17 protein-coding genes are annotated in these 23,668 nt (G+C 40.4%); 7 read left to right on the forward strand and 10 right to left on the reverse strand.

The annotated features are described in order from the left end of the window. Positions 1-199: 199 nt before the first annotated feature. Positions 200-1,549, reverse strand: a complete 1,350-nt coding sequence (omp85, locus tag ACTB0Y_RS02390) for an Omp85 family outer membrane protein (protein WP_463205192.1) — start codon at positions 1,547-1,549, stop codon at positions 200-202. 112 nt (positions 1,550-1,661) lie between these two features. Between omp85 and hutI the strand changes: the two genes are divergently transcribed. From hutI to ACTB0Y_RS02405, 3 genes are all read left to right on the forward strand, one after another. Continuing rightward, positions 1,662-2,906, forward strand: a complete 1,245-nt coding sequence (gene hutI, locus ACTB0Y_RS02395; protein WP_463205193.1) for an imidazolonepropionase — start codon at positions 1,662-1,664, stop codon at positions 2,904-2,906. A gap of 50 nt (positions 2,907-2,956) precedes the next feature. After that, on the forward strand, positions 2,957-4,648 hold the full coding sequence (ftcD, locus tag ACTB0Y_RS02400) for a glutamate formimidoyltransferase (protein WP_463205194.1): 1,692 nt from the start codon (positions 2,957-2,959) through the stop codon (positions 4,646-4,648). 389 nt (positions 4,649-5,037) lie between these two features. Further along, entirely contained in the window at positions 5,038-6,123 is a 1,086-nt protein-coding gene (locus ACTB0Y_RS02405; protein WP_463205195.1) for a hypothetical protein, read from the forward strand. A gap of 255 nt (positions 6,124-6,378) precedes the next feature. Here ACTB0Y_RS02405 and rsxA read toward each other — a convergent pair whose 3' ends face one another. The 9 genes from rsxA to ACTB0Y_RS02450 form a co-directional block, all read right to left on the reverse strand. Beyond that, positions 6,379-6,951, reverse strand: a complete 573-nt coding sequence (gene rsxA / locus ACTB0Y_RS02410; RefSeq protein WP_463205196.1) for an electron transport complex subunit RsxA — start codon at positions 6,949-6,951, stop codon at positions 6,379-6,381. 11 nt (positions 6,952-6,962) lie between these two features. Further along, the gene (gene rsxE / locus ACTB0Y_RS02415; protein ID WP_463205197.1) at positions 6,963-7,568 is read right to left on the reverse strand and encodes an electron transport complex subunit RsxE; all 606 of its coding nucleotides are present in this window, start codon (positions 7,566-7,568) and stop codon (positions 6,963-6,965) included. Continuing rightward, complete coding sequence (locus ACTB0Y_RS02420; protein WP_463205198.1) at positions 7,565-8,143, reverse strand: RnfABCDGE type electron transport complex subunit G; 579 nt, start codon at positions 8,141-8,143, stop codon at positions 7,565-7,567. The genes rsxE and ACTB0Y_RS02420 overlap by 4 nt, the downstream gene beginning before the upstream one ends. Next, the gene (locus tag ACTB0Y_RS02425; protein WP_463205199.1) at positions 8,136-9,131 is read right to left on the reverse strand and encodes an RnfABCDGE type electron transport complex subunit D; all 996 of its coding nucleotides are present in this window, start codon (positions 9,129-9,131) and stop codon (positions 8,136-8,138) included. Before ACTB0Y_RS02425 ends, ACTB0Y_RS02420 begins: the two co-directional genes overlap by 8 nt. Beyond that, entirely contained in the window at positions 9,131-10,462 is a 1,332-nt protein-coding gene (rsxC, locus tag ACTB0Y_RS02430) for an electron transport complex subunit RsxC (RefSeq protein ID WP_463205200.1), read from the reverse strand. The genes ACTB0Y_RS02425 and rsxC overlap by 1 nt, the downstream gene beginning before the upstream one ends. Before the next feature lie 14 nt (positions 10,463-10,476). Continuing rightward, on the reverse strand, positions 10,477-11,439 hold the full coding sequence (locus ACTB0Y_RS02435; protein ID WP_463205208.1) for a Fe-S cluster domain-containing protein: 963 nt from the start codon (positions 11,437-11,439) through the stop codon (positions 10,477-10,479). A gap of 13 nt (positions 11,440-11,452) precedes the next feature. Continuing rightward, positions 11,453-11,857 carry a SoxR reducing system RseC family protein gene (locus tag ACTB0Y_RS02440; protein ID WP_463205201.1) on the reverse strand — a complete coding sequence of 135 codons (405 nt, stop codon included), beginning with the start codon at positions 11,855-11,857 and terminating at the stop codon, positions 11,453-11,455. Between the two features lie 225 nt (positions 11,858-12,082). Continuing rightward, on the reverse strand, positions 12,083-14,191 hold the full coding sequence (gene recG / locus ACTB0Y_RS02445) for an ATP-dependent DNA helicase RecG (RefSeq protein ID WP_463205202.1): 2,109 nt from the start codon (positions 14,189-14,191) through the stop codon (positions 12,083-12,085). A gap of 82 nt (positions 14,192-14,273) precedes the next feature. Then, positions 14,274-14,918: a hypothetical protein gene (locus tag ACTB0Y_RS02450; protein WP_463205203.1), complete on the reverse strand. Its 645-nt coding sequence runs from the start codon at positions 14,916-14,918 to the stop codon at positions 14,274-14,276. Between the two features lie 319 nt (positions 14,919-15,237). On the opposite strand from ACTB0Y_RS02450, the gene ACTB0Y_RS02455 reads away from it, so the two are divergent. From ACTB0Y_RS02455 to ACTB0Y_RS02470, 4 genes are all read left to right on the forward strand, one after another. Beyond that, positions 15,238-18,999: a two-component regulator propeller domain-containing protein gene (locus ACTB0Y_RS02455; RefSeq protein WP_463205204.1), complete on the forward strand. Its 3,762-nt coding sequence runs from the start codon at positions 15,238-15,240 to the stop codon at positions 18,997-18,999. A gap of 26 nt (positions 19,000-19,025) precedes the next feature. Beyond that, a complete protein-coding gene (locus ACTB0Y_RS02460) occupies positions 19,026-21,239 on the forward strand; it encodes an APC family permease (RefSeq protein WP_463205205.1) in 2,214 nt (737 codons plus the stop codon). Positions 21,240-21,253: 14 nt separating this feature from the next. Further along, positions 21,254-21,724: a pyridoxamine 5'-phosphate oxidase family protein gene (locus ACTB0Y_RS02465; protein ID WP_463205206.1), complete on the forward strand. Its 471-nt coding sequence runs from the start codon at positions 21,254-21,256 to the stop codon at positions 21,722-21,724. 80 nt (positions 21,725-21,804) lie between these two features. Beyond that, positions 21,805-23,214, forward strand: coding sequence for an alkaline phosphatase (locus ACTB0Y_RS02470; protein WP_463205207.1), 1,410 nt, complete (start codon positions 21,805-21,807; stop codon positions 23,212-23,214). Positions 23,215-23,668 lie beyond the last annotated feature (454 nt).

The following is a 23,668-nucleotide window of genomic DNA, read 5'->3' on the forward strand; positions in this document are numbered from 1 at the left end:
AAACTCCAGAAAAAAAGTAGTTTATAATGTCAAAACAGTGTTCCCTGCCTGCCAAAATCAAAAGACTTCGGAACAGTCCCATATCTTTTTAGGTTTTTTGTTATTTGTTAACGAAAAATATGGGTTCTGTTCCTTTTTTTTAAGTTTTGGATAGTTGTGACCCAATATCAAACATTTAAGAGGTACTATCCTTAATCCATTAAAACAAATAATTCAACCCAATATAAATACCCAGACCTCCATCTTGTGGGTCAAGACTGTGTGCTGCATCAAATGCAATTACGAAGTTTTGGTTCATGGCAAGTCTGAATCCGGCACCCACGCCAAAATGTGGCTTTTCTCCCGAATCAAAATATTCTTCTGCATTGAACCCGGGTAAATCATCTTCAGCTGCTGCAATAACTGCCTCTTTATCGAATTCAATTGATTCTGTAACCATACCGGCATCTAAAAAGAGGTTCGTACCCAGATAGAAATTTTGTTTAAACAGGTGAAACCGCCAGAGTTTATATCGTAATTCAAGGTTTCCAAAGGCTATACCTTTTCCTACCACGCGGTTGCGCAACACTCCGCGTACGGTTTTTGCACCTCCAAGACCTTCGCTGTTGGCGCCTTTTAAAAACGATGTGCTGATTAGTGGGTAAAGATAAAACGGGCATTCACCAACAGTCGTTTGATATAGCACACGATAGGCCAGCGATAAATCTTCAGGTATTAGGGTGAAGTATTGTCTGTGGGTTAGCGAAATCTTGGCATGACCAAAATTATTGTTTCCTGCAAATTCGGGTGCAGCCTGGACTACAAATTCCGACCACATTCCCTGCATGGGATTTGGTTCATTGTCGCGCGTATCATAAACCAGGCCGGCTTTGAAATAATGGTGTGTGCCGCCATCTTTTTCAGCTTCATCAATCAGTCCCCAACGCACATACAAGTCATAGAGGCCGGCAGTATCGGGTAAAGCATCGTCGCCAGATTTTCCCTCGTTTAGCCGGTCAACGTCTACAGATCCGATATTAAACTTATAACCCAGGTAACCGGCAATCCAACCCAGGTTTTTCACAGGTAATTTACCCTGAAAATCTGTTTTTAAACGGAAAAATTGGCGTTCGTGTCTGTAAAAAACCCTGGAGATATAGTCCTCGCTTTGATCATCTTCCCAGCCGGCATTATAAATGGCTTCAGCACCATTGAACCCGTAAAAAGGCAGTGCCTGTTCTGTGAGGTAACTCATATCGGCTGTAAGCCTGATGCCGGGTATGAGGTATTTCGAATCGTAGAAAAGCCTGTTTATACCGCTTCCTTTCGTAAAACGGCTTACTTCCATATAAAGTGAATGACGGTATTCCGGGTATGTTGAGCCATTGCCATAAAAATAGAGGTTCACCATACCGCCGTACTGCAAACCAAAATCAGAATCATATGTTATGGTAGGCAATGCTCCAAAATTAAGCCCTGTTTTAACGCTGTCTTCTTTGGTGTCTTTTTGGGCAAAACTGCTTATTGAGCCCACCAACAGTAGAAAAATAAATATTGATTTGAGATACATATAACCAAAATCTTTTGTAAAACATACCGAAAAATGCCGCTTAATTTGCTAATTTCGTAACTCCAAAAGTAAAAGAATTATTCGAAAAAAGAATCCAAATAAATTCAAGGTTATGGTTACATTGATCAAGAATATTAAAAAACTTATACAAACAGAAGATACTCCCCGAAAATGGGTAGCAGGAAAAGAAATGGCCAATTTGCCTGCAATTGACAATGCCTGGCTCATGATTGAAGATGATAAAATTGTAGATTTTGGCACAATGAACAATTGTCCGGAGCCTGATGAAGCATCAGAAGTAGATGTGAGTGGACGTATTGTAATGCCTGCTTTTTGCGATTCTCATACACACCTGGTATATGCCGGAAGCCGTGAAATTGAATATGGCGACAAAATTCGGGGTTTGTCTTACGAGGAAATTGCCAAAAAAGGAGGCGGAATTTTAAATTCTTCTAAACTATTGGCTCAAACCAGCGAAGATGAACTCTACGAACAGGCGCTCGAACGGATTCATGAAATTATTGGGTTTGGCACAGGCGCCGTTGAAATAAAATCAGGCTACGGGCTCGATACCGAAAATGAACTGAAAATGTTGCGTGTAATTCGCCGTCTGAAAGAAACCACACCCATAACCATAAAAAGCACTTTCCTGGGCGCTCATTCCATACCAATGGAATATCGGAACGACCAGTCTAAATTTGTTGATAAGGTCATAAATGAAATGATACCCGCAGTGGCTGCAGAGGAACTTGCCGATTACATTGATGTATTTTGCGACAAAGGCTTTTTTACAGTAGAAAATACCGAACGAATACTTATGGCAGGAATGAAATACGGGCTGATAGGAAAAATACATGCCAATGAGCTTGATTACAGTGGCGGTATTCAGGTTGGCGTAAAATACAACGCCCGTTCTGTGGATCATCTTGAGTTCGTTGGGCCCGATGAAATTAAGGCCATTCAGGGCAGCGAAACAATGCCGACGGTATTACCTGGTGCAGCGTTTTTCCTGAACATGAAGCTTTCACCTGTGCGCGAAATGATGAATGCAGGGTTGCCACTGGCACTGGCTTCAGATTATAATCCGGGTTCATCACCCTCTGGCAATATGAAATTTATCATGTCGCTTGGTTGTATCAATTACAAAATGACACCAGAGGAGGTAATTAACGCCACTACGCTTAACTCAGCTTATGCCATGGGCTTGGAAGAAGAGTTGGGTTCAGTTGCAAAAGGTAAAATTGCAAACCTTATTATCACCAAGCCGATTCCTTCTTATGAGTATTTGCCTTATGCTTATACCAGTCATTTGGTTGAACAGATAATGCTCAACGGAGAACTTATCAACCTTGATTAATTTCAATTATAACGAATTAAAACAATTTGTAAATTCAAAAATCATCAGATATGAGAAAACTTGTTGAATGTGTCCCCAATTTTAGTGAGGGGGTAGATGAAAATATTATCTCTCAAATTACCGGACAAATAGAAACGGTGAAAAATGTTCGTTTAATTGATGTAGATCCGGGCCGGGCCACTAACCGTACGGTCGTAACGTTTGTGGGAGAACCTGAAGACGTGATAGAGGCTGCATTCAGGGCGGTAAAAAAAGCACAGGAATTGATTGATATGCGTAACCATAAAGGTGCTCACCCTCGTTTTGGTGCCACAGATGTTTGTCCGCTGGTACCGGTTTCCAATATCACCATGGAAGAAACTGTGGAATATGCACACAAATTAGGTAAGCGCATCGGCGATGAGCTGGGAATTCCCGTTTTTGCCTATGAGTTTGCTGCTACTGAAGAAAAACGCCGCAGCCTTGCCAATTGCCGGAAAGGCGAATACGAGGCACTGAAAGAGCGTATTACTTCCGATGAATGGAAGCCTGATTTTGGACCGGCCAAGTGGAATGAAAGTATTGCCAAATCAGGTGTAACAGCTGTTGGAGCCAGAAACTTCCTCGTGGCCTATAATGTAAATCTTAATACCACATCGGTACGCAGAGCAAATTCAATAGCATTTGATGTGCGAGAGGCTGGCCGTGTAAAGCGCGAAGGCGATCCTGTATCCGGTAAAAAAATGCTGGATGAGCACGGTGAACCTGTAAGAATACCCGGGAAATTAAAAAAAGTGCGTGGTATTGGTTGGTTCATTGAGGAATATGGTATTGCCCAAATTTCGATGAACTTAACTGATATTTCAGTAACTTCTATTCACGAAGCCTTTGATGCGGTGTATGAAAGCGCTCACGAACGCGGTCTCCGGGTTACCGGATCGGAATTAGTAGGTGTGGTTCCTTTAAAAGCAATGATTGAAGCGGGTAAACACTACCTGCGCTTGCAAAACCGCTCTACAGGTATTCCTGATAGTGAAATTATTAAAATTGCGGTTAAATCGCTTGGGTTAGATGATCTCTATCCATTTGAAGCCGATAAGAAAATTATAGAATATATTCTAAAAGATGAAGACCCCAATGCATTGGTCAATAAAACACTGACTGGCTTTGCCAATGAAACCGCTTCTGAATCACCGGCTCCAGGAGGTGGCTCCATTGCTGCTTACATGGGCGCCCTTGGTTCGGCTCTGGCTACAATGGTTGCCAATCTTTCGTCGCATAAGCGCGGCTGGGACGATCGCTGTCCGGAATTCAGTGCATGGGCCGAAAAAGGTAAATATTACCAGGAAGCACTAATGAAAAAAGTTGATGAAGACACCAAGGCCTTTAATTGCATCATGGATGCTTTTAAAATGGCTAAAGGTACTGAGGAAGAGAAAAAAGAACGCAAAGAGGCCATTGACAATGCTACCAAATATGCCACAGAAGTACCTTTTGAGACCATGAAGCTTTGCTATGAATCTATGGAAGTGATGAAAGCTATGGCAGAAATTGGCAATCCAAATTCGGTAACCGATGCAGGTGTAGGCGCTTTGGCTGCCCGTTCCGGTGTGATAGGCGCTTTACTTAATGTTAAAATTAATGCCGCAGACCTGACCGACAAAGCTTTTGCCGAAAAGATTCTGAAAGACGGGGAGGAGATTAAGCAGAAAGCTATTGCAATGGAGCAGGAGATAATGAAAATTGTAGAAAGTAAGATTTAATATTTTGTGCTGTTTATAAAAACTCCGGATAAAAGGTTTTAGAAACGTAAACCGGAGTTCTCACCTTCCCAAAACGCTGGAAAAATGGTGGGGTGCTGACAGTATACTTAAACTAATTTTTAGTGAGGGTTTGGCTTTGAGCGAGGCCCTCACTGCTTATTTAGAACCTTTTCTGATTTTTATCAATGTAAGGCAAAAGCACCGGTAGTGCAAAAACTCAACTCAAGTATAACCCAATATTCGCAAGCAAAAAAATAAAAATTAAGGCATGTTTGCGGAATTTAGGCATAAAAAAACAAAGAAAAACATTGTTATAATTTCTCAATAATACAATCAATGTTATATTTGTGTGTTTTAAGTTTTTGTCTAATTAAAATAAACAAAGTCAAATGAAAAAGCTTTTCTTACTGCTTCTAATTTTTAGTTTCTCCATGAACCTATTGGCTCAAAAAACATTCGAAATTAGTTTAAGCACGCAGGTAATAGACATTCAAAACCCGGCTTTTTATATTGAGAAAGTCGTTGATAATCGTGCGCAAAAAGAACATATTGGAATTGTTAAAAAAGGATTTTTTAATACCAGAAGACCTGCCAATTTAGCGAACGGTTTCCAGAATTCACTCAAAGCGTTTTATCAGTCTGTCATACCTCGAGGTTCCTACCAGAGGCCTATAACAATAAAAATTAAACAGTTGCAAATAGAAGAAACAATTGAGCTGACAACCGAGTATGCAGTTGTTTCATTTGAAGCCGACTATTATTACAAAAACAAATTGCTGTTTTCTGACCAGCAGCAAGGGAAACTATCAGGTATTGATGTAACGGGTATGCATGCGAAAAATATTCGTTTGGCACTCCAGGAATCACTCAAAGATTTTGCTGAATCAGACTGGTTACAAAAGGTGAATAATGAATCAAAAATGGCTGAGTTAAACAAACCGAATGATGACTCTTCTCAGAATAGAAGCGATGATATTGTTGTAAATAATAAAGCGGATACGGCTGGTACATCTGACAATCAGGGAGCTAACAAAATCGTTTCAGAACATACCAGTCTTGAGGAGCAGGCGCAAGATAATGGTGAAACCCGGAATATATTAGCCTTTGGGTACCAAATTGGCGGATACGCGCTGGTAGGAGTAAATTATGAAATTCGTGTGCATGACTATTTTGGCGTGCACTTTGGAGGTGGTTTGGCCGGACTAACAGGTGGTGTAAAAATTCACACCAATCCCAGTCGCGACAGCTTCTTTTTCAATCTATCGGTTAAAGATGGCGGTTTTGGAGCCATTGAAACAGCTGGGGTAGAATTTGGAGGTCGCTGGGTTTTCAAAGATGGGGCTCGTTTTGGTCTCCACTATCAAATTGGGGTTGCCGGTATAATTTCCATTACAGACGAAATGGAAGAGGCTATGTACGGCGATAAAAGTGCACCCGATGCTTCATTGGTTATGGGAATTGGGTTTAGTTGGTAGAAATAGAATTGCTATAGTTTTAGCTATCCTTTTATCGATTTGGATACGGATTCGATATTTAAAACACCATGAATTGCGATCGCAATACATACAAAATTTCTGTTTTGTGCAAAGCATGACGCATAATACAAAATTTTCATTTATAACTTATTGGTTTTCAAAAGTGGTTTTTCAGGGCGTTGAAGTGGCTACGAGACAAGGAATTAAAAAAAGCGCAACCATCGGGCTGCGCTTTTGCTTTATAATCATTTCTATTTAGACCAATCCTGAGAATCCCATAAAGGCCATGGCAAGGATGCCTGCAGAAACCAGGGCAATTGGTGTACCGCGCATGCCTTTAGGTACATCGAGCAAGTCGAGATGCTCGCGGATACCGGCAAACAGGGTAATGGCAATACCAAAACCAATGGCCGAGCCAATCGCGTAAATGATTCCTTGAATCAGATTATAATCGTTTTGTATGGTCAAAAGCGCTACACCCATGATGGCACAGTTGGTTGTAATAAGTGGTAAAAATACGCCCAATGCCTGGTAGAGTGGGGGACTTACTTTTTTCAAAACAATTTCAACCATCTGCACAAAGGATGCAATAATCAGAATGAAAGAAATGGTTTGCAGGTAACCAATGCCGAATGGTTCGAGTACATAGACTTGTATCAAATAGGTTACAATAGTGGCCAGTACCATTACAAAAGTTACAGCTCCTGTCATACCCACAGCAGTAGATAATTTTTTGGATACCCCCATAAACGGGCAGATTCCCAGGAACTGCATCAATACAATATTGTTTACCAGTATGGCCGATATTACAATGGCAAAAATTTCCATAATTCAGCGTTTTAAGATTTTTTTAATCGGTTAATAATGGCAATCAGGTACCCGAGGGCAATAAAAGCTCCCGGTGCCAATACAAACAATAACATTGTGATGGGTGCACCATCTTCTGTAGTTGGAAATATTGGTATAGATACTCCAAACACTGAGCCTGCGCCAAGTAGTTCGCGTACAGCGCCTAATAGTGTAAGTGCAAAAGCAAATCCAAGTCCCATTCCCAAACCATCGACCATTGATGATGCAATGTTATTTTTTGAAGCAAATGCCTCTGCACGTCCCAATACCAGGCAGTTCACCACAATTAAGGGAATGAAAATACCCAGCGCTTCGTGTAAGCTTGGGAGAAAACCTGCCATACTGAGATCCACAATGGTCACAAACGATGCAATAATCACAATAAAAGAAGGAATACGTACCTTTTCAGGTATGAGGTTCTTTACCAATGACACTACCAGATTGGCCATTACTAATACAAATGTTGTGGCAAGTCCCATTCCCAGTCCGTTCACTGCGCTTGATGTTACAGCCAGCGTGGGACACAGTCCCAGCAGCATTACAAATACCGCATTGTCTTTGATGAACCCTTTGGTAAAATTCTGTCTTTGATTCATTTTTTCCCTCCTTTCATATATTGATCATAGGCGCGCTGTACGGCATCGCAAAATGCGCGTGAGCTAATAGTAGCAGCAGTAATGGCATCTACATCGCCGCCATCTTTTTTGACTTGTAGCGAAAAGTCGGACGGGTTTTTACCGTAAAACTGTTTTTTAAATGCATCTTCAGTCATTTTGGTTCCCAAACCGGGAGTCTCTTTGTGCTGCAATACTGAAATATTATTAATGGTTCCATCAGGCTTAAATCCAACCATGAGTTGAATCAAGCCACTGTAACCTTTCATTGTGTATGTTTTAACAGCAACGCCAACTAATTCACCATCTTTCTTAGCCGGATAAATCTCCAGGGGCATTTCTGCATTGTCTGTTTTTATGGTATACATCTCTGAATTGGGGTCATTATCGAACTCCGGCACAACTTGTTGTATGGCTTTCAGTTTTTTGTTAAGCTTTGCTTTGGCAATGGGCCCCTTTGTAATTTCATAAATGCCGCCAAGTGTAGCCGAAGCAATAAAGGTAACCGCAAAAAGCGTAACTACCATATTGATAAATGTTGATTCTTTTTTAGCCATTTTTAACCTCCTCTCCAAAACGTTTAGGTTTAGTATATCGGTCGATGATGGGCACCGTAGCGTTCATGATTAGTATGGCAAATGAAACGCCCTCCGGATAAGCACCCCAGTACCGAATAACCAGGGTAATAATGCCAATTCCTACTCCAAATATGACTTGTCCCTTTATGGTCATTGGTGAAGAAACCATATCGGTAGCCATATAAATGGCGCCAATAACAAGACCACCGGTAAGCAGGTGGAATGTTGGATCCGGATAAAGTTCCGGGTTGATGGCACGCATGATGGCAGCAAAAATGAATACGGTTGTAAAAATGGTTACCGGCGTTTGCCAGTTGATGATTTTACGTGCAACCAAATAAATACCGCCAATGAGCAGGGCCAACGCTGATATCTCACCAAGAGAACCCGACATGTTACCTACAAAATAGTCGAGTGCTGTAGGTAATTTATCCATGAGCTGCGACATTGGTTCGTCATTTTGCAAACCTTCTTTAAGCATGCCCAGCGGTGTTGCTCCGGTGTATCCATCGGCCAGATGAAAACGGTTATTTGGCCAGGTGGTCATTTCTACCGGCCATGATATGAGCATAAAAACGCGGCCTACAAGCGCAGGGTTGAAAATGTTTTTACCCAGGCCGCCAAACGACATTTTTCCGATACCAATGGCTACCAGGGAGCCTACAACCATCATCCAAATGGGTAGACCCGATGGTACGTTGAATGCCAGAAGCATACCGGTTATTATGGCGGAACCATCGAATGCCGAACGGGGCGATTCTTTAATGAGAAATTTTTGAATCAGCCATTCAAAAAACATGCTGGAAGCCACAGCAATAAGCGTAAGCTTCAGCGCATCCAGTCCAAAAAAGTAAACTGCAACCCCAAGTGCAGGTAAAAGGCTGATCACAACTCCGTACATAATACTTGGTACAGATTCGTGTCCCTTGACGTGGGGTGACGGTGATACGGTTAATAGTCTGTTCATTATTGTTTTCTTGATCTGATTATTTGACTTACATTAGATTTTCCCAGGCGGATATAATCCAGCAGTGGCCGATAAGACGGACAGGTAAAGGAGCATGATCCGCATTCGATGCAGTCCATCATGCGGTCTGCTTCTGACTCTTTCCACATTTCATGTGTTGTGTAGTTCATTAGCTGAAAGGGTTCAAGTCCCATCGGACATGCTGTTACACATTTGCCGCAGCGTATGCAGGCTTTGTAATCCACACGGTGGGCCTCGTTATCCTTAAATATCAATACACCACTGGTTCCTTTTGTTACCGGAGCACCCAGGTCGTTTAGAGCTTTTCCCATCATCGGACCACCACTAACTACCTTACCGGTGTCTTCGGGTAATCCACCTGCGGCTTCAATAAGATTTTCTACAGGTGTGCCTATTCTCACCCACAGGTTCGAAGGTTTTTTTACTGATTTCCCAGTAACTGTAACGATGCGTTCAATGAGTGGTTTGTTTTTCTGTACGGCCTCATACACAGCAAAGGCAGTACCTACATTTTGAACCACTGCACCAACTTCTATGGGTAATTTACCCGATGGAACCTCGCGATTCATTACAGCTTTAATAAGTTGTTTTTCACCACCTTGAGGGTATTTTACTTTTAGCGGTACAATATCGATACCCGGATAGTCTACAGAGATCTTTCGGAGTTCTTCTATGGCATCGGGTTTATTATTTTCTATGCCAATGGCAGCTTTCTGTACGCCTAATGCAGTCATCAAAATGCGAATTCCTATCATCATCTCGTGCTTTTTCTCCAGCATTAACCGATGGTCTGCTGTGAGATAAGGCTCACATTCTACTCCGTTAATGAGCAGCATTTCAGCTTTTTTGCCCTCAGGTACCATGAGTTTTACATGGGTTGGAAAAGTAGCTCCTCCCAATCCTACGATACCGGCAGCATTAATTTTATCAATGATTTCTTTCTGGCTGAGGTTAATATCATGCATAAGATCTGCTGACTGGTCAATTTGGTCTTCCCATTCGTCACCCTCAACTTTAATAATAACTGCCTGACGCCGATATCCACTGGCATCGTATACATTATCAATTTTTTGTACAACGCCCGAAACAGATGAGTGAATATTGGCCGATACAAAACCACCACTTTCGGCAATGACAGTGCCCACTTTGACCTCATCTTTGCGGTTTACCAAAACTTTGGCAGGGGCACCAATATGCTGTGCCACAGGAATGTTAACGGTACCGGGCAGAGGTAGTTTCTCTATGGCAGCCCCAGCTGAAAACTTGTTCTCTTCCGGGTGCACACCGCCTATTTTGAATGTCTTTAACATCAATACCTCCTGTATTAATTGTTTGAATTATTATTGTTTTCTGAATTATCTTTTTTTTCTGTACTTTCATCTTTTTTCCCCGAAGCTTCTGGCTTTTGCTCAGTTGCTGCTTTCTTTTCTGTGACTGCAGCTTTCTCTTTAGCCGGGTCAGCTTTTGGTTTGGGCTTGCGGGGAGGAAAGTTGTCTTCTAAAATAGCTCCTGTGGGACAAACAGGTGCACATTTACGACAAAGTTTGCATTTTTCGTAGTCGATGTAAGCCAGGTTGTTTTCCATGGTAATGGCATCAAACGGGCATTCTTTTACACATTTGCCACAACCGATGCAAGCCACGGAGCAGGCTTTTTTAGCTACACCTCCTTTATCCTGATTTATGCAACTCACATAAATACGTCTTTCTTTTTTACCCCGGTTGCGCAATTCAATAATATTGCGTGGGCAGGCATCGACACATGCGCCACAGGCTACACAGTTATCTTTGATTACAGGAAGCCCGGTTTCTTCATCCATATAAATGGCATCGAAATCGCAGGCAACTACGCAGTCGCCTTCACCAAGACAACCGTATGGGCAATCTGTTTCGCCTGTATACAAGTTATGCGCGATTACACATGAAGAGGCGCCTTCGTAATTGGTTACCCGTTTGCGGTGCTCGGGCGTACCGTTGCAGCGCACCACAGCTATTTGAGCTTCTTTTTCTTCCAGCTCTTTACCCAATACTTTGGCTACGGCATTCATGGTGTCGTTGCCACCTACCGGACAATTTAAATCCGAGATATCATCAGCTTTTACCAGTGCTTCGGCAAAATTTCTACAGCCGGGAAAGCCACATGCCCCGCAGTTGGCTGCGGGCAATATCTCTTCCACTTGATCGATTCTGGGATCTTCGTAAACCTTAAACTTTTTCGCAATAAAAAAGAGCACTACTGCTGCAACAGCTCCAAGTGCACTTAAGGTAATTACGGTGTAAATAATAATGTCACTCATCGAATTATGTATTTTTCAGGTAAAACGAAAATTGCTTTTGTATTTTATGGTTCATCATCTTAAGCAGGATGTAATATGGAATCAATGTTCCAATAGCTACCAGCCCGGCTACAGGTTCTGAATAATTGAGCACTGTTAGTGTAACTACCGTGCTCAGCACAATTAAAAAAGGTAAAATATAACCCAGAAACAAGGCTTTGAAACCTATACTCTCGGCTCCAGTAACAGTTACCAGGTCTCCTTCATTATATAATTTTCCAGATGTATGCACATCGATAAACTTCTCTTGTACATCAGATAAGTTGCACTTACCATTAAGTTGGCAAGAGGCACAGGCAGATTTGTTTATGATTTTTACAGTTGCTCCGGATGAAGATGATTTTACTATTACGCCTTCATGTTCTATCATCGCATACTCCAAATTGGTGAATCTTCACGCAAAAGTATATATGTTTTAAAAAATCTTCTGCTTTAAAGCATCCTTTTTAACCTTTAGGAGCCTAATTTATTTTGAGTTTAAATAAAATGTTAACTTGGCTTTTGTGGCGGATTTTGGTAGTGTTACTCGTAGAATATGCTTATAATAATAAAATTGCATAGCGTTTTTTGATTTTAGACACTCAGTTTTTCTATGCTAACTGATTTGCCGCCAGTTGATTTCTTTTGGGTGTCGCTGGTGCAGTTGTTTTGCAAGTGATTCATGTTCAGTTGCTTTGAGATCCGGATCTTTTTCCAGTATATTTTGTGCTGCGCGGCGGGCCAAAATAAGTATGGATTGATCTTGTGTGAGACTGGCTATTTTAAAATCATATGGATCTCCGCTTTGTTGCGTGCCATCAATATTACCGGGACCCCGCAACTTCATATCCTCTTCGGCTATTTGAAATCCATCGTTGGTTTGAGTCATAATTCCCAGGCGCTGACGGGTACTCTGACTAATTTTATAGGGACTGAGCAGTATACAGAATGATTGGGCTGCACCTCTTCCTACACGCCCACGCAGCTGATGCAATTGTGATAATCCGAACCTTTGAGCACTCTCGATAATCATAATGGAAGCATTTGGAACATTTACGCCAACTTCAATAACTGTGGTAGCTACCATTATTTGCGCCTCATTGCGTACGAATTGCTGCATTTTTTTTTCTTTCTCATCGGGCTTCATTTGTCCATGCACCATTACAGTTTTATATTTGGCTGGTGGAAACGCTTTTATAATTCGTTCATAACCTGCCTCAAGATTCTGGAAATCCAGCTTTTCAGATTCCTGTATCAGGGGAAATACCACATAGATTTGTCTTCCCTGGGCAATTTGCTGGCGCATAAACTTGTAAATGTTGGCTCGCTTGTCTTCGAAACGATGGTGTGTCTCTACCGGTTTCCTCCCGGGGGGCAATTCGTCAATGACCGACACATCAAGGTCTCCGTGTACCGTGAGTGCCAGCGTTCGTGGAATAGGTGTGGCAGTCATCACCAGTACATGAGGTGGTTGTTTGTCTTTGCGCCAAAGTCTGGCGCGCTGAGCGACCCCGAAACGGTGCTGTTCGTCGATGATTACCAAGCCCAGTTTATGAAATTTCACCTCATCCTCAATCAGTGCATGGGTGCCAATGAGCAAATCTATTTCACCATTCCGTAATTTTTCGTGAAGCTCCCTTCTTTGGCGGGTTTTGGTGGAACCGGTTAATAGTGCAATTTTGTAGTCTAAAGCACCCAGCATCTCTTGTAAACTTTTGTAGTGTTGCTGAGCTAATATTTCTGTAGGGGCCATCATAGCCGACTGATACCCGTTATCTGCAGCAATTAATGCTATCATAAGCGCCACAAGTGTTTTACCGCTACCTACATCACCCTGTAAAAGCCGATTCATTTGTAAACCGCTTTTCATATCCTGGCGCATCTCTTTTATAACTCTTTTTTGGGCATTGGTGAGTTCAAATGGCAGGTGATTTTTATAAAAAGTATTCAGGTAATGCCCAACTTTGGGAAATATGATACCTTTTATGGCATTATTGCGCTTTATTTTTGATTTAAGAATAAATAGTTGAATAAAAAACAGTTCATCAAACTTAAGTCTGAACCGGGCTTGATCAAGTGTTTTCATATTTTCTGGAAAGTGCACATGCTTTAAAGCCTCGTATAAATGCATCAGGTTGTATTGCCTGCGAAACTCTTCAGGGAAATGATCGTGGATCACAGGTTTGAGTTCTATTAGTAATTCGCGTGTGAGTTTTTGTATTACACGGGCATTAATCCTGAATTTTTTAATTTTTTCGGTCAGTGGATAAACCGGCGTAAATGGTGCGGCCGTTTTATTAAGGAACGATTTGAGTGTTTCAAATTCAGGATGGGTAAAATTTAAGCGGTTATTAAAAAGAGCAGGCTTGCCAAAGAGTACATATTCTACACCGGGTTTAATTTGTTCGCTGATGTAATTTAACCCTTTAAACCAAACACATTCTACGCTGCCCGTATTGTCGGTAAAACGGGCTGTAAGTCGCTTTTTATTTCCTGTACCCAGTACTTCACTTCGTGTAAAGCGACCTTTTACCTGCACCTGGGTTGGTGTTGCAGTGAGTTCACTTATCGTATAAAATTTACTCCGGTCTACATAGCGAAAAGGGTAATAGTGTAGCAAGTCCTCAAAAGTGGTTAGGTTGAGTTCTTCTTCGAATAATACAGCACGTTTTTCGCCAACTCCCTTTAAAAATTGCAAGGGCGTTGAAAGGTTCTTACCAGTCATAGGGAGGTGTTTCCTGCAAACCTACATAAAAATTTTTTCTTCGGGAAAAGTAAACCAGCTCATATGTGTTAAAGAGCGCTTATTAATCTTTTCTGTATTTTTTCTTAATTGTATCTTTCACAGCCTTTTTAGTTGCTATACCAGTATTTTTTTTCTGTTTTTTTATCAATTTATGTTGTTGTTCAATGGCCTCTGATATTTCTGTATGTAAATTTAGTAAATCAGTAGTTTTTTGATGTATGGCTGATTGCTGGTCAAAAATTTTGTCTGACTTCTGTGCAAGCACTTCTACTGATTTTCTTCTGATTTGATAGAGCATAATTAAAACAGCGATTAATAAAATCATGGCCAGCCCCAACAAAACATAAAGCTGCATGGAATTTTGCCGATATTGCTCATGTGTTGTTTTTAATTCTTTTTTTAAAGCAGATATTTGTTGAGATTGATTTTCAAAGGCTTCATTTTGATTTTGTTTGATTTGTAGTGTTTCGGAAACTAAAAGATCAATGCCCGAATCTGACTGATCGATTAGTTTTCTTGTGTTTTGGTCTAACCTGTTATATAAGCGGTTAAATCTATGCTGAAGAATAGTAATTTCTTGTTGTATTCGTTCAAGTTGCAGTTTTGTAAGACTGTCATTGTTCACAGGTTGGCTTACACCAGAATAATTAAACAGGAAGAGACTGGCTGTAAGGAGGGTTAATATGTATAACTTTTTATAATTCATAACAATAGAATATTTTTTTAACGAAGCAATGGGGTAAAGTTATTGAAAAATGAGAGATTTTTTTAATTAAAAGCAACTTCAAGTATAAAACTAAAAGAAATTAACGTAAAATTTGTATTTTAGAGTGCAATTTGATGAAACCTCCATGACAAGACTCTTAACGCATTTATGCTGAGCATGTCGAAGTACACGGTCATGATTATTTGGAAGAATGCAGTTAAAAGTCTGGTTGTTAGTTAAAAGGAGGTTCCCCCGCCTTCGGCGGGGCAGGCTGTATGACCATTGAAAATTAAAAGTAAACAGATGAAAAATCCAGAACATGCGTTTATTATTATTGTTTTTTTTCTTTTTGCTATTCACGTCTAACCTTAAAAGCCAGGTGTATCCTTTCCGGATTGATTCTGCTAACATAATTAAGCTCCAAAAGGAGGGCAAATCTTCAAACCGCATAAATTTAAAACCTCCGACCCAAACCGTATATAAAGGTATAAAATCAATTGTGCCCGGCAAAACAAGAGTAGAGTCCGGTGGAATACTGAGATCCACTCATCCACCTAAATCATACGCGTTTAAAACCGTTAAAGATTCTTTAGAAGTTGAAGGAAGTGAGATAAAGACCCCTGCAGTTTACCCAATCACCTACTTACAAGGTGATACCTTGAAAAAGCTCGGGAAAGGTCAGGTATTGAAAAAAAGAGCTTCTTTACATGAAATAGTTGAGGCAGGAAAAACTTTATACAGGGAGAATATTGTTGCAAACATTAAATATGTAGATATTGCCCAGGGCTTGTTCTCTTCCTATATAATGTCGTTAACACGAGATGATGATGGCATGGTTTGGATGGGTACGTATGGTGCAGGCTTAGTTGGGTATAACGGCAAATCTTTCGTCAGATATGGAATTGAGCATGGTTTGCCGGGAAAGAAGGTTATGAGCGTTTTATACGACCAGCAAGGCCGGCTCTGGATGGGGACCTACAGCAATGGCGTGGCTTGTTTCGACGGTAAGTATTTTTATTTTTTCAATCAGCAAACGGGCCTGCCCGGAAATAAAGCTATGTCTTTGCTCGAAGATAGGCATGGTAATATCTGGATGGGAACGAATAACGGTCTTGCAAAATTTGATGGCAAGACGCTAAGGGTATTTACGAGTGATAATGGATTGTTTTGCCGCCAGGTGTATGATTTAAATGAAGATTCAGAGGGCAATATTTGGATTGGCACATTTAACAGTGGAGCGATTCGCTGGAACGGGGAAGCATTTCAGCATATAACCGTGCAAAGTGGTTTACCCACCAATGCCATTTGGGCGGTTAATTATGATGTAAATAATGATATCTGGTTTGGTACTTATGGCGAAGGGGCAATAAGGTTTGATGGTGAATATTTTCACCAGTACACTCACCCTCAAGGCTTTCCGTCCTCAGAAATTTTATCGCTAAGCAGAGATGATCGTGGTAACCTTTGGATTGGTACTGATGGTAATGGTATTGTAAAGTATGATGGACATACTTTTCGAAATATTAGTTCTGAACACGGTCTCACAAACGATATGATATGGGATGTGCTGCAAGACCCTTCCGGAATATACTGGATTGCTTCTTATGGCGGTGGCTTAATGAAATATGATGGTGGGGCATTTAATTATATGTCTGAAATTCAGGGGTTACCAGGTAAAATCATGCTTTCGTTTTATAATGATAATAAGCGTAATTTATGGATGGGTAGTTGGGGCGATGGCTTAATTAAATTTGATGGAGCGCACTTTTATAACTGGAAAAAATCTCATGGATTAACGGATAATACAATCTGGGACATAGAACCTGATGCCTCGGGCAATTTGTGGTTGGCTACTGACGGTGGAGGTGTAAATATATTTGATGGCAACGATGTTTTGAACATTTCAACCCAGGAGGGACTTACACACGACGAGGTTACAGCTCTTCATTACGATTCTTCGCATACAATGTGGATAGGAACCTATGACGGTTTAACCAGCATTAAAGATAGACAACTTAAAACATACCAAACAAAACAAGGTTTACACCTTAAAGAAATCAGAGATATCACGCCCGACCGCTTTGGAAACTTTTGGTTAGCTTCCAGCGATAGCGGTATAGCAGTATTTACTGGCCATCGGTTCTATCATTTTAATTCGTCACATGGCTTAAGCAATAATGTTACTTATCGAGTTTATGAAGGTAACGAAGGCCACATGTGGATAACAAGCAACAACAAACTAAATGTGATCCATCGGGATTTCGTGAAAGCCCTTGATTTGCACAGCAGGAAGAATATGGAGTCCGAAAAAATAAAACAACTCTATAAATTATTCAAAGAAAATTTAACTATTGTCGATACAGATGATGGTATTGTTTCGAATTTGATTCAAAATATAGTTTTTCATCCCAATGGTGATATATGGTTAGGTACAGAAAATGGGGTCAGCAGGATGCGCAAGCTTAAAGAGGATGATACTTATACAAAAGGTGTTACGATATTTGACCAGGCGTATATGCTGGAAAATTATACCTACAATGAAGGTTTTATTGGGGGCGATGTGTTTTCCAATAATTCAGTTAGCTTAGATCAGAATCAGAATTTGTGGTGGGGGACAGGTAAAATGCTTGTCTCTTATAATCCTGAAATTCAGCGCCCTGATACCATAAATCCTTCTATTGATATTACCAGTGTACAATTGTTTTATGAGACCATAAATTGGTTAGATAAGAATTTAATTTCCGGATTTGATAAAACCTTGCAAAAGGAATTAAATGTAGGCAAAGGAGCCTCAATTAGTTATTCAAATGTGAGTGCATGGAATCATTTGCCTGAAAATTTGGAGCTAAGTCATGGGTTCAATCATCTCACATTTGTTTTTTCAGGACTCGCATGGAAGAATCCGGAAAAAATGCGATACCGTTTTATGCTGGATGGCTATGACAAGCATTGGAATCCCCTTACCAGACAGAATAAAGTGACTTACAGCAACCTGCCTCCGGGTGAATATATTTTTAAGGTAAGTGCTTTAAGTAATTCAGGCCTGTGGAGTAAGCAAGCTGATTTTTCATTTGTGATATTACCTCCATGGTGGAAAACACTCTGGTTTCGAATAGTTTTTATTCTGATGATATTGTTAATCGTTTTTGGTATCTACCAATGGCGCATTGCAAGGTTTAAGTACAGACAACGTGAACTGGAAAATACTGTTGCAGAGCGCACATTTGAAATATCCGAAAAAAATGAAGAATTGTTCCAGCAAAAAGAAGAAATCTTAGCCCAACGCAATGAAATAGGTTTTCAAAAAGATAAATTGGAGCTTATACATAAGGATTTGACAGAAAGTATTGAATATGCCAAATTCATACAATACAATATGTTTCCGGGGCAAGGTCAGCTTACGGAATACTTCCAGGACCATTTTTTACTGTTTTATCCACGTGACCGGGTTAGCGGAGATTTTTACTGGTGGATAAAGGTTGATAATCAAATGATAGTAGCTGTGGCAGATTGCACCGGACATGGAGTTCCTGGTGCATTAATGAGCATGCTTGGGATATCATTTCTTCGGGAAATTGTGCTCAAAGAAAAATTAAGGGATCCATCTGAGATACTAAATCATTTAAGAGATGAAATTATTACCACATTAGACCAGCGAATGGCGCCGGGCGAACAAAAAGATGGACTCGATATAGCATTGATTAACATAGATTTTTCGAAACAACAAATGTCTTTCTCAGGTGCCCGTAATCCTTTGTATTTGTTTCGCGAACATGAGCTGCTTGAATATAAGGCAGATAAAGCACCCATATCTGTTTATCCAAAAATGAAAGATTTTTCAAAGGAAACCATTCCTTTGAAAAAGGGTGACCAGATATACCTGTTTACAGACGGATATGCCGATCAGTTTGGTGGGCAAAAAGCCATAAAATTTAAACGTAGCAGGTTTAAAAAGTTATTGCTGGAAATTTCTGATTTACCCATGAATGAACAGTTGAAGAAACTTGAGCATAACTTTTATCAATGGAAAGGAGCGCATGAACAAATTGATGATATTACGGTCTTAGGCCTTAGGATTTAATTTTAATCTTTTAAATAATTCTTTCAATGAGCAAAGCAAAGTTTGGCACTGCACCGGTATTTTTTACCGCTATTAGTACCATTTTAGGCGCTATATTATTTTTAAGATTCGGATATGCTATAGGTACAGTAGGTTTTTGGGGTGTAATATTTATTATCTTAATAGGCCACCTCGTTACAATACCAACAGCACTTGCAATTTCTGAGATAGCTACCAACAAGCGTGTACAGGGTGGAGGTGAATATTTTATCATTAGTCGCTCATTTGGACTTAATATTGGAGCTACCATTGGATTGGCGCTATTTCTTAGCCAGGCCATCAGTGTGGCTTTTTATGTTATAGCTTTTACAGAGGCCTTTTCTCCGGTATTTGAATGGTTAAAAGTTAATCATGGTATTGATTTGCCCAGGCAGGTTATTTCAATACCCGCTATGCTGTTGCTGAGCTTTTTAATCTTAAAAAAAGGTGCAAACCTGGGCGTGAAAGCATTATATGTAGTTGTTGCAGTGCTGTTTGTGGCATTGGGGCTTGTTTTTGCAGGTTCGCCGCTTGAGGGCTCTACAAGTTTTTTGAGCGAAAATATGGGACTGCGAAATAGTTCAGATTTTTTTATAGTATTTGCCATTATTTTTCCGGCATTTACGGGTATGACTGCCGGTGTGGGCCTTTCGGGTGATCTGAAAAAACCGGGTAAAAGCATTCCGCTTGGAACCATTGCTGCAACGCTGAGCGGTATTGTCATTTACATGTTTCTGGCCTGGAAAATTGCCGGCTCAGCTCCTACAGATGCCCTTATAAACGACCAGCTTATTATGGCGCAAATAGCCCCTTACGGTTATATTATGATTCCGTTGGGATTGGCCGCCTCTACTATTTCATCGGCATTGGGCTCGATTATGGTGGCTCCACGCACCTTGCAGGCGCTCTCAGGTGACCATTCTCTACCGTGGAGCAAGGCCAATAGTGTGTTAGCTGCACTACGCAAAAAAGACGGAGAACCATTTAATGCCTCACTTATAACTTGTATTATAGCTTTGTTTTTTGTGGTGCTGGGTGATGTAAATATTGTGGCACAGATTATAACCATGTTTTTCATGGTGACTTATGGTTCCCTGTCATTGATTTCTTTTTTGAACCATTTTGGATCTGCCCCTTCCTACAGGCCATCGTTTAAAAGCCGTTGGTATGTTTCGCTCATTGGATTTATTATGGCAGTATGGCTTATGTTTAAGATTGATGCTTTGTATGCCCTGGCTGCTGTAATTGCCATTGGCGTTTTGTATATATATATCAATAATGTACACAAGCACAGACGTGGTATGGAAGATATATTTAAAGGTGCTTTTTTCCAGCTTAACCGTCGACTACAAGTTTACATGCAAAAAACCTATAAATCTGCAAAGAAAGCTGAATGGCGTCCCTCAGCTATTTGTATCAGCAGTGATTCTTTTAATCGGCAAAAAGCTTTGGAATTTATGAACTGGATTGCCTGGAAATATGGTTTCGGGACTTACATACATATGAAAAATGGTTATTTTTCAACCAAATTGGCGCAGGAAGCCCAACAGGAACTCGAAAAACTGGTAGAGATAATCGACCAGAAAGAAAGCGCAGTGTATGTAGATACCATGATTTCACCGTCGTATACTTCTGCTGTGGCGCAGGCTATTCAGCTGCCGGGTGTTTCGGGCATGGAAAATAATATGGTGGTATTTGAATCGTTGCGTACCGACAAAGAAAATATGCAGGCCATTGTAGAGAATATGCCGCTTGCTAAAGCCGGAGATTTCGATATTTGCTTTTATTGCTCGACTTTGAAGCCGGTGAATTTTAAAAATGGTATTCACGTTTGGATAAGGTCCACAGATGTTGATAATGCCAATGAAATGATTTTATTGAGCTATATTATTTCTGCCCATCCAGCATGGGATAAAGCTGGAATTAGTATTTTTAACGTTGCTCAGCATGGGCATAAAGAGGAAGCCAGAGAACAACTATTAAAAATTGTAGAAGCAGGAAGGTTGCCTATTTCTGCAAAGAATATAGAAAGCATTGAAATTGGTGAAGAAGAAACTCAACGTTCTGTTATTGAGGCAAAATCAGCCGATGCCGGCCTGGTAATCATCGGTTTCCTTGAAGAGCAGGTTAAACACGATGGTAAAGAAATATTTATGGGATATGAGCAGATGGGCGATATTTTATTTGTTAATTCGCGTAACGAAAAAACTATTGTTGAATAAATAAAGAAAACCTTATGCCTACCGTTTGGATAACCGATAAAAAAGAACAGGAAGAAATAATTCAAAAATGCGATAGCTGTGCCATGTCCATGGTTGATGAGCATGGCGACCCTTACGTGGTGATGATGAATTATGGTTATGAGAACGGCGTAATATATTTTCATGGCGATCCCAGGGGGAAGAAGATGGATATTTTACGCAAAAATCCGAAAGTTTGCATTACCATGAGCACCGGTCACAGCATATATTATCAAAACCAAGAAGTAGCCTGCTCTTATGGAATGAACTATAAAAGTATAGTTGCCCACGGAAAAATAGAATTTGTGGACGACTACGACGAGAAAGTGAAAGCACTTAATCTGGTTATGGCACAATATGTTGAGGGTGAGTTTGATTACAATTCTCCTGCCGTTAAGCAAGTAGCGGTTTTTAAAGTAAAGTTGAACAACCTGAAAGCAAAAAATTTTGGACGGTTTGTAAGATAAACAACAAAACGTGCATAATATTTGTTTGACACATTAGCTTTAACATTTTAAGCCCATTTGCATAACTAATCAATGAAAATATGAGATTAAGGAACATCATTCCAGTAATGTTGGTGATTGTACTGGCTTTTGGCGCATGCCAAACACAGGAATCACCAAAAAATCAAGGGAAAGCCAAATATGTATTTTATTTTATAGGTGATGGAGCATCTTTGCCCCAGTTAAGCCTGACAGAAGCTTTTTTAGCTCAAAAATCAGGTGAAAAGGGGATGATGCAATTAAACCAAAGCCAGCTTGACGCACACGGATGGTTTTATGCGCATGCCGGCAACCGTTTTATTACAGGATCGGCAGCTGCCGGTACAGCTTTGTCTACGGGCCATAAAACAAGTATAAATACTATTGGCAAATCTGCAGATCACAGCCAAAATTATCAATCAGTAGCTTATAAAGCCAAAGAAGCAGGCCTGAAAGTTGGAATTATTTCTACAGTGTCCATTAATCATGCAACACCTGCTGCCTTTTATGCCCAGGTCGATGATCGGGGGCAATATTATAAAATTGGGCAACAAATGTTTTCCACTAAATTTGATTTGTTTGCCGGGGGCGGTATAAAAGACGCTAATGGCGAGAATGAAGATAAACCAAACCTATATGAAAGGAAAGACGGGCTTAAAGTATTACGCAACAACAAAACCTTTCTGACCAGCACTAATGCCGACTTACCGCTTTATTTTTCACATGAACGGCTGCAAAGTGGAGCAACTATGCCTTTTGCCATTGATATGAATGATGATGATTTAACACTGAGCCAAATCACCCAAAAAAGTATTGAACTGCTCGCTAATCCAGATGGTTTCTTTATAATGATCGAAGGAGGAAAGATTGACTGGGCCTGTCATGCTAATGATGCTGCTGCGACCATTGCTGGTATGGTAGATTTCGATAATGCTATTGGCGAGGCTCTTAAGTTCGCTGAAAAACATCCGGACGAAACGCTTATTGTTGTGTTGGGCGATCATGAAACAGGTGGTTTAACGTTGGGCAACGATGACATGGACTATGAAACCAATTTTAAAATTTTACAGCACCAGATAAAATCCCACGAACAACTTGAGAATGAAATAGAACAGTTGATAGATAAAGGTGCTGAATTCAAGGAGGCTTTAGCATTTATTGATGAAAACCTTGGTTTAGGCACCAAAATAAAGTTGACTGAAGAAGAGAAACAAATCCTACGTAAAAGTTGGGAAACCACAACCAACGTAAAAGGACAAAACGTTGAGCTCCTTTACAGTTCTGTTCACGAATTTTTATACACAGCTCTCAAAATGCTCAATAGAAAAGCAGGAGTAGGGTGGACATCCACCTCCCACACCGGTTTGCCCGTCGTTGTGCATGCCCATGGAGTCGGTTCAAATCATTTTGAGGGTATTTTAGATAATACTGATATTCCCAAAATAATAGAGAAAACAATTTTGAAAAATTGATAAACCGAGCCATGATTTGCCGGTTGGCGGAACACTCACCGCCTGTTCCACAAAAGCGGAAACCATGATTATTTGGAAGAATGCAGTTAAAAGGAGGTTCTCCAGCCTTCTGCGGGGCAGGCTATCCCGCCTGCTGCGGGACAAGTTCTGACAAATAAAATCAAAATTATAAACAGATGATATAAGCTATAAAAGCTTAACAATTAGGTGCATGGATTATTCTGGTGCACCTTTTTTTATTTGCATCGATCGTAAAAGCATCATTGCTTATTACAAGTTTGATTATTAGGTGGTTACAAGAAACAATAGAGTGTGATTTTAACCCCGATTTAACCCAACTTGAAAATTTTGGTCTAAAAATCAGGAAAGTAGAAAAAATATTGGATTTCTTAAACACACATAACCAAGCAATTATAAAGAGCACATTTTTCGACCATATTCTTAATCAGCTGAA

The organism is Salinivirga sp. (genome assembly GCF_055145285.1).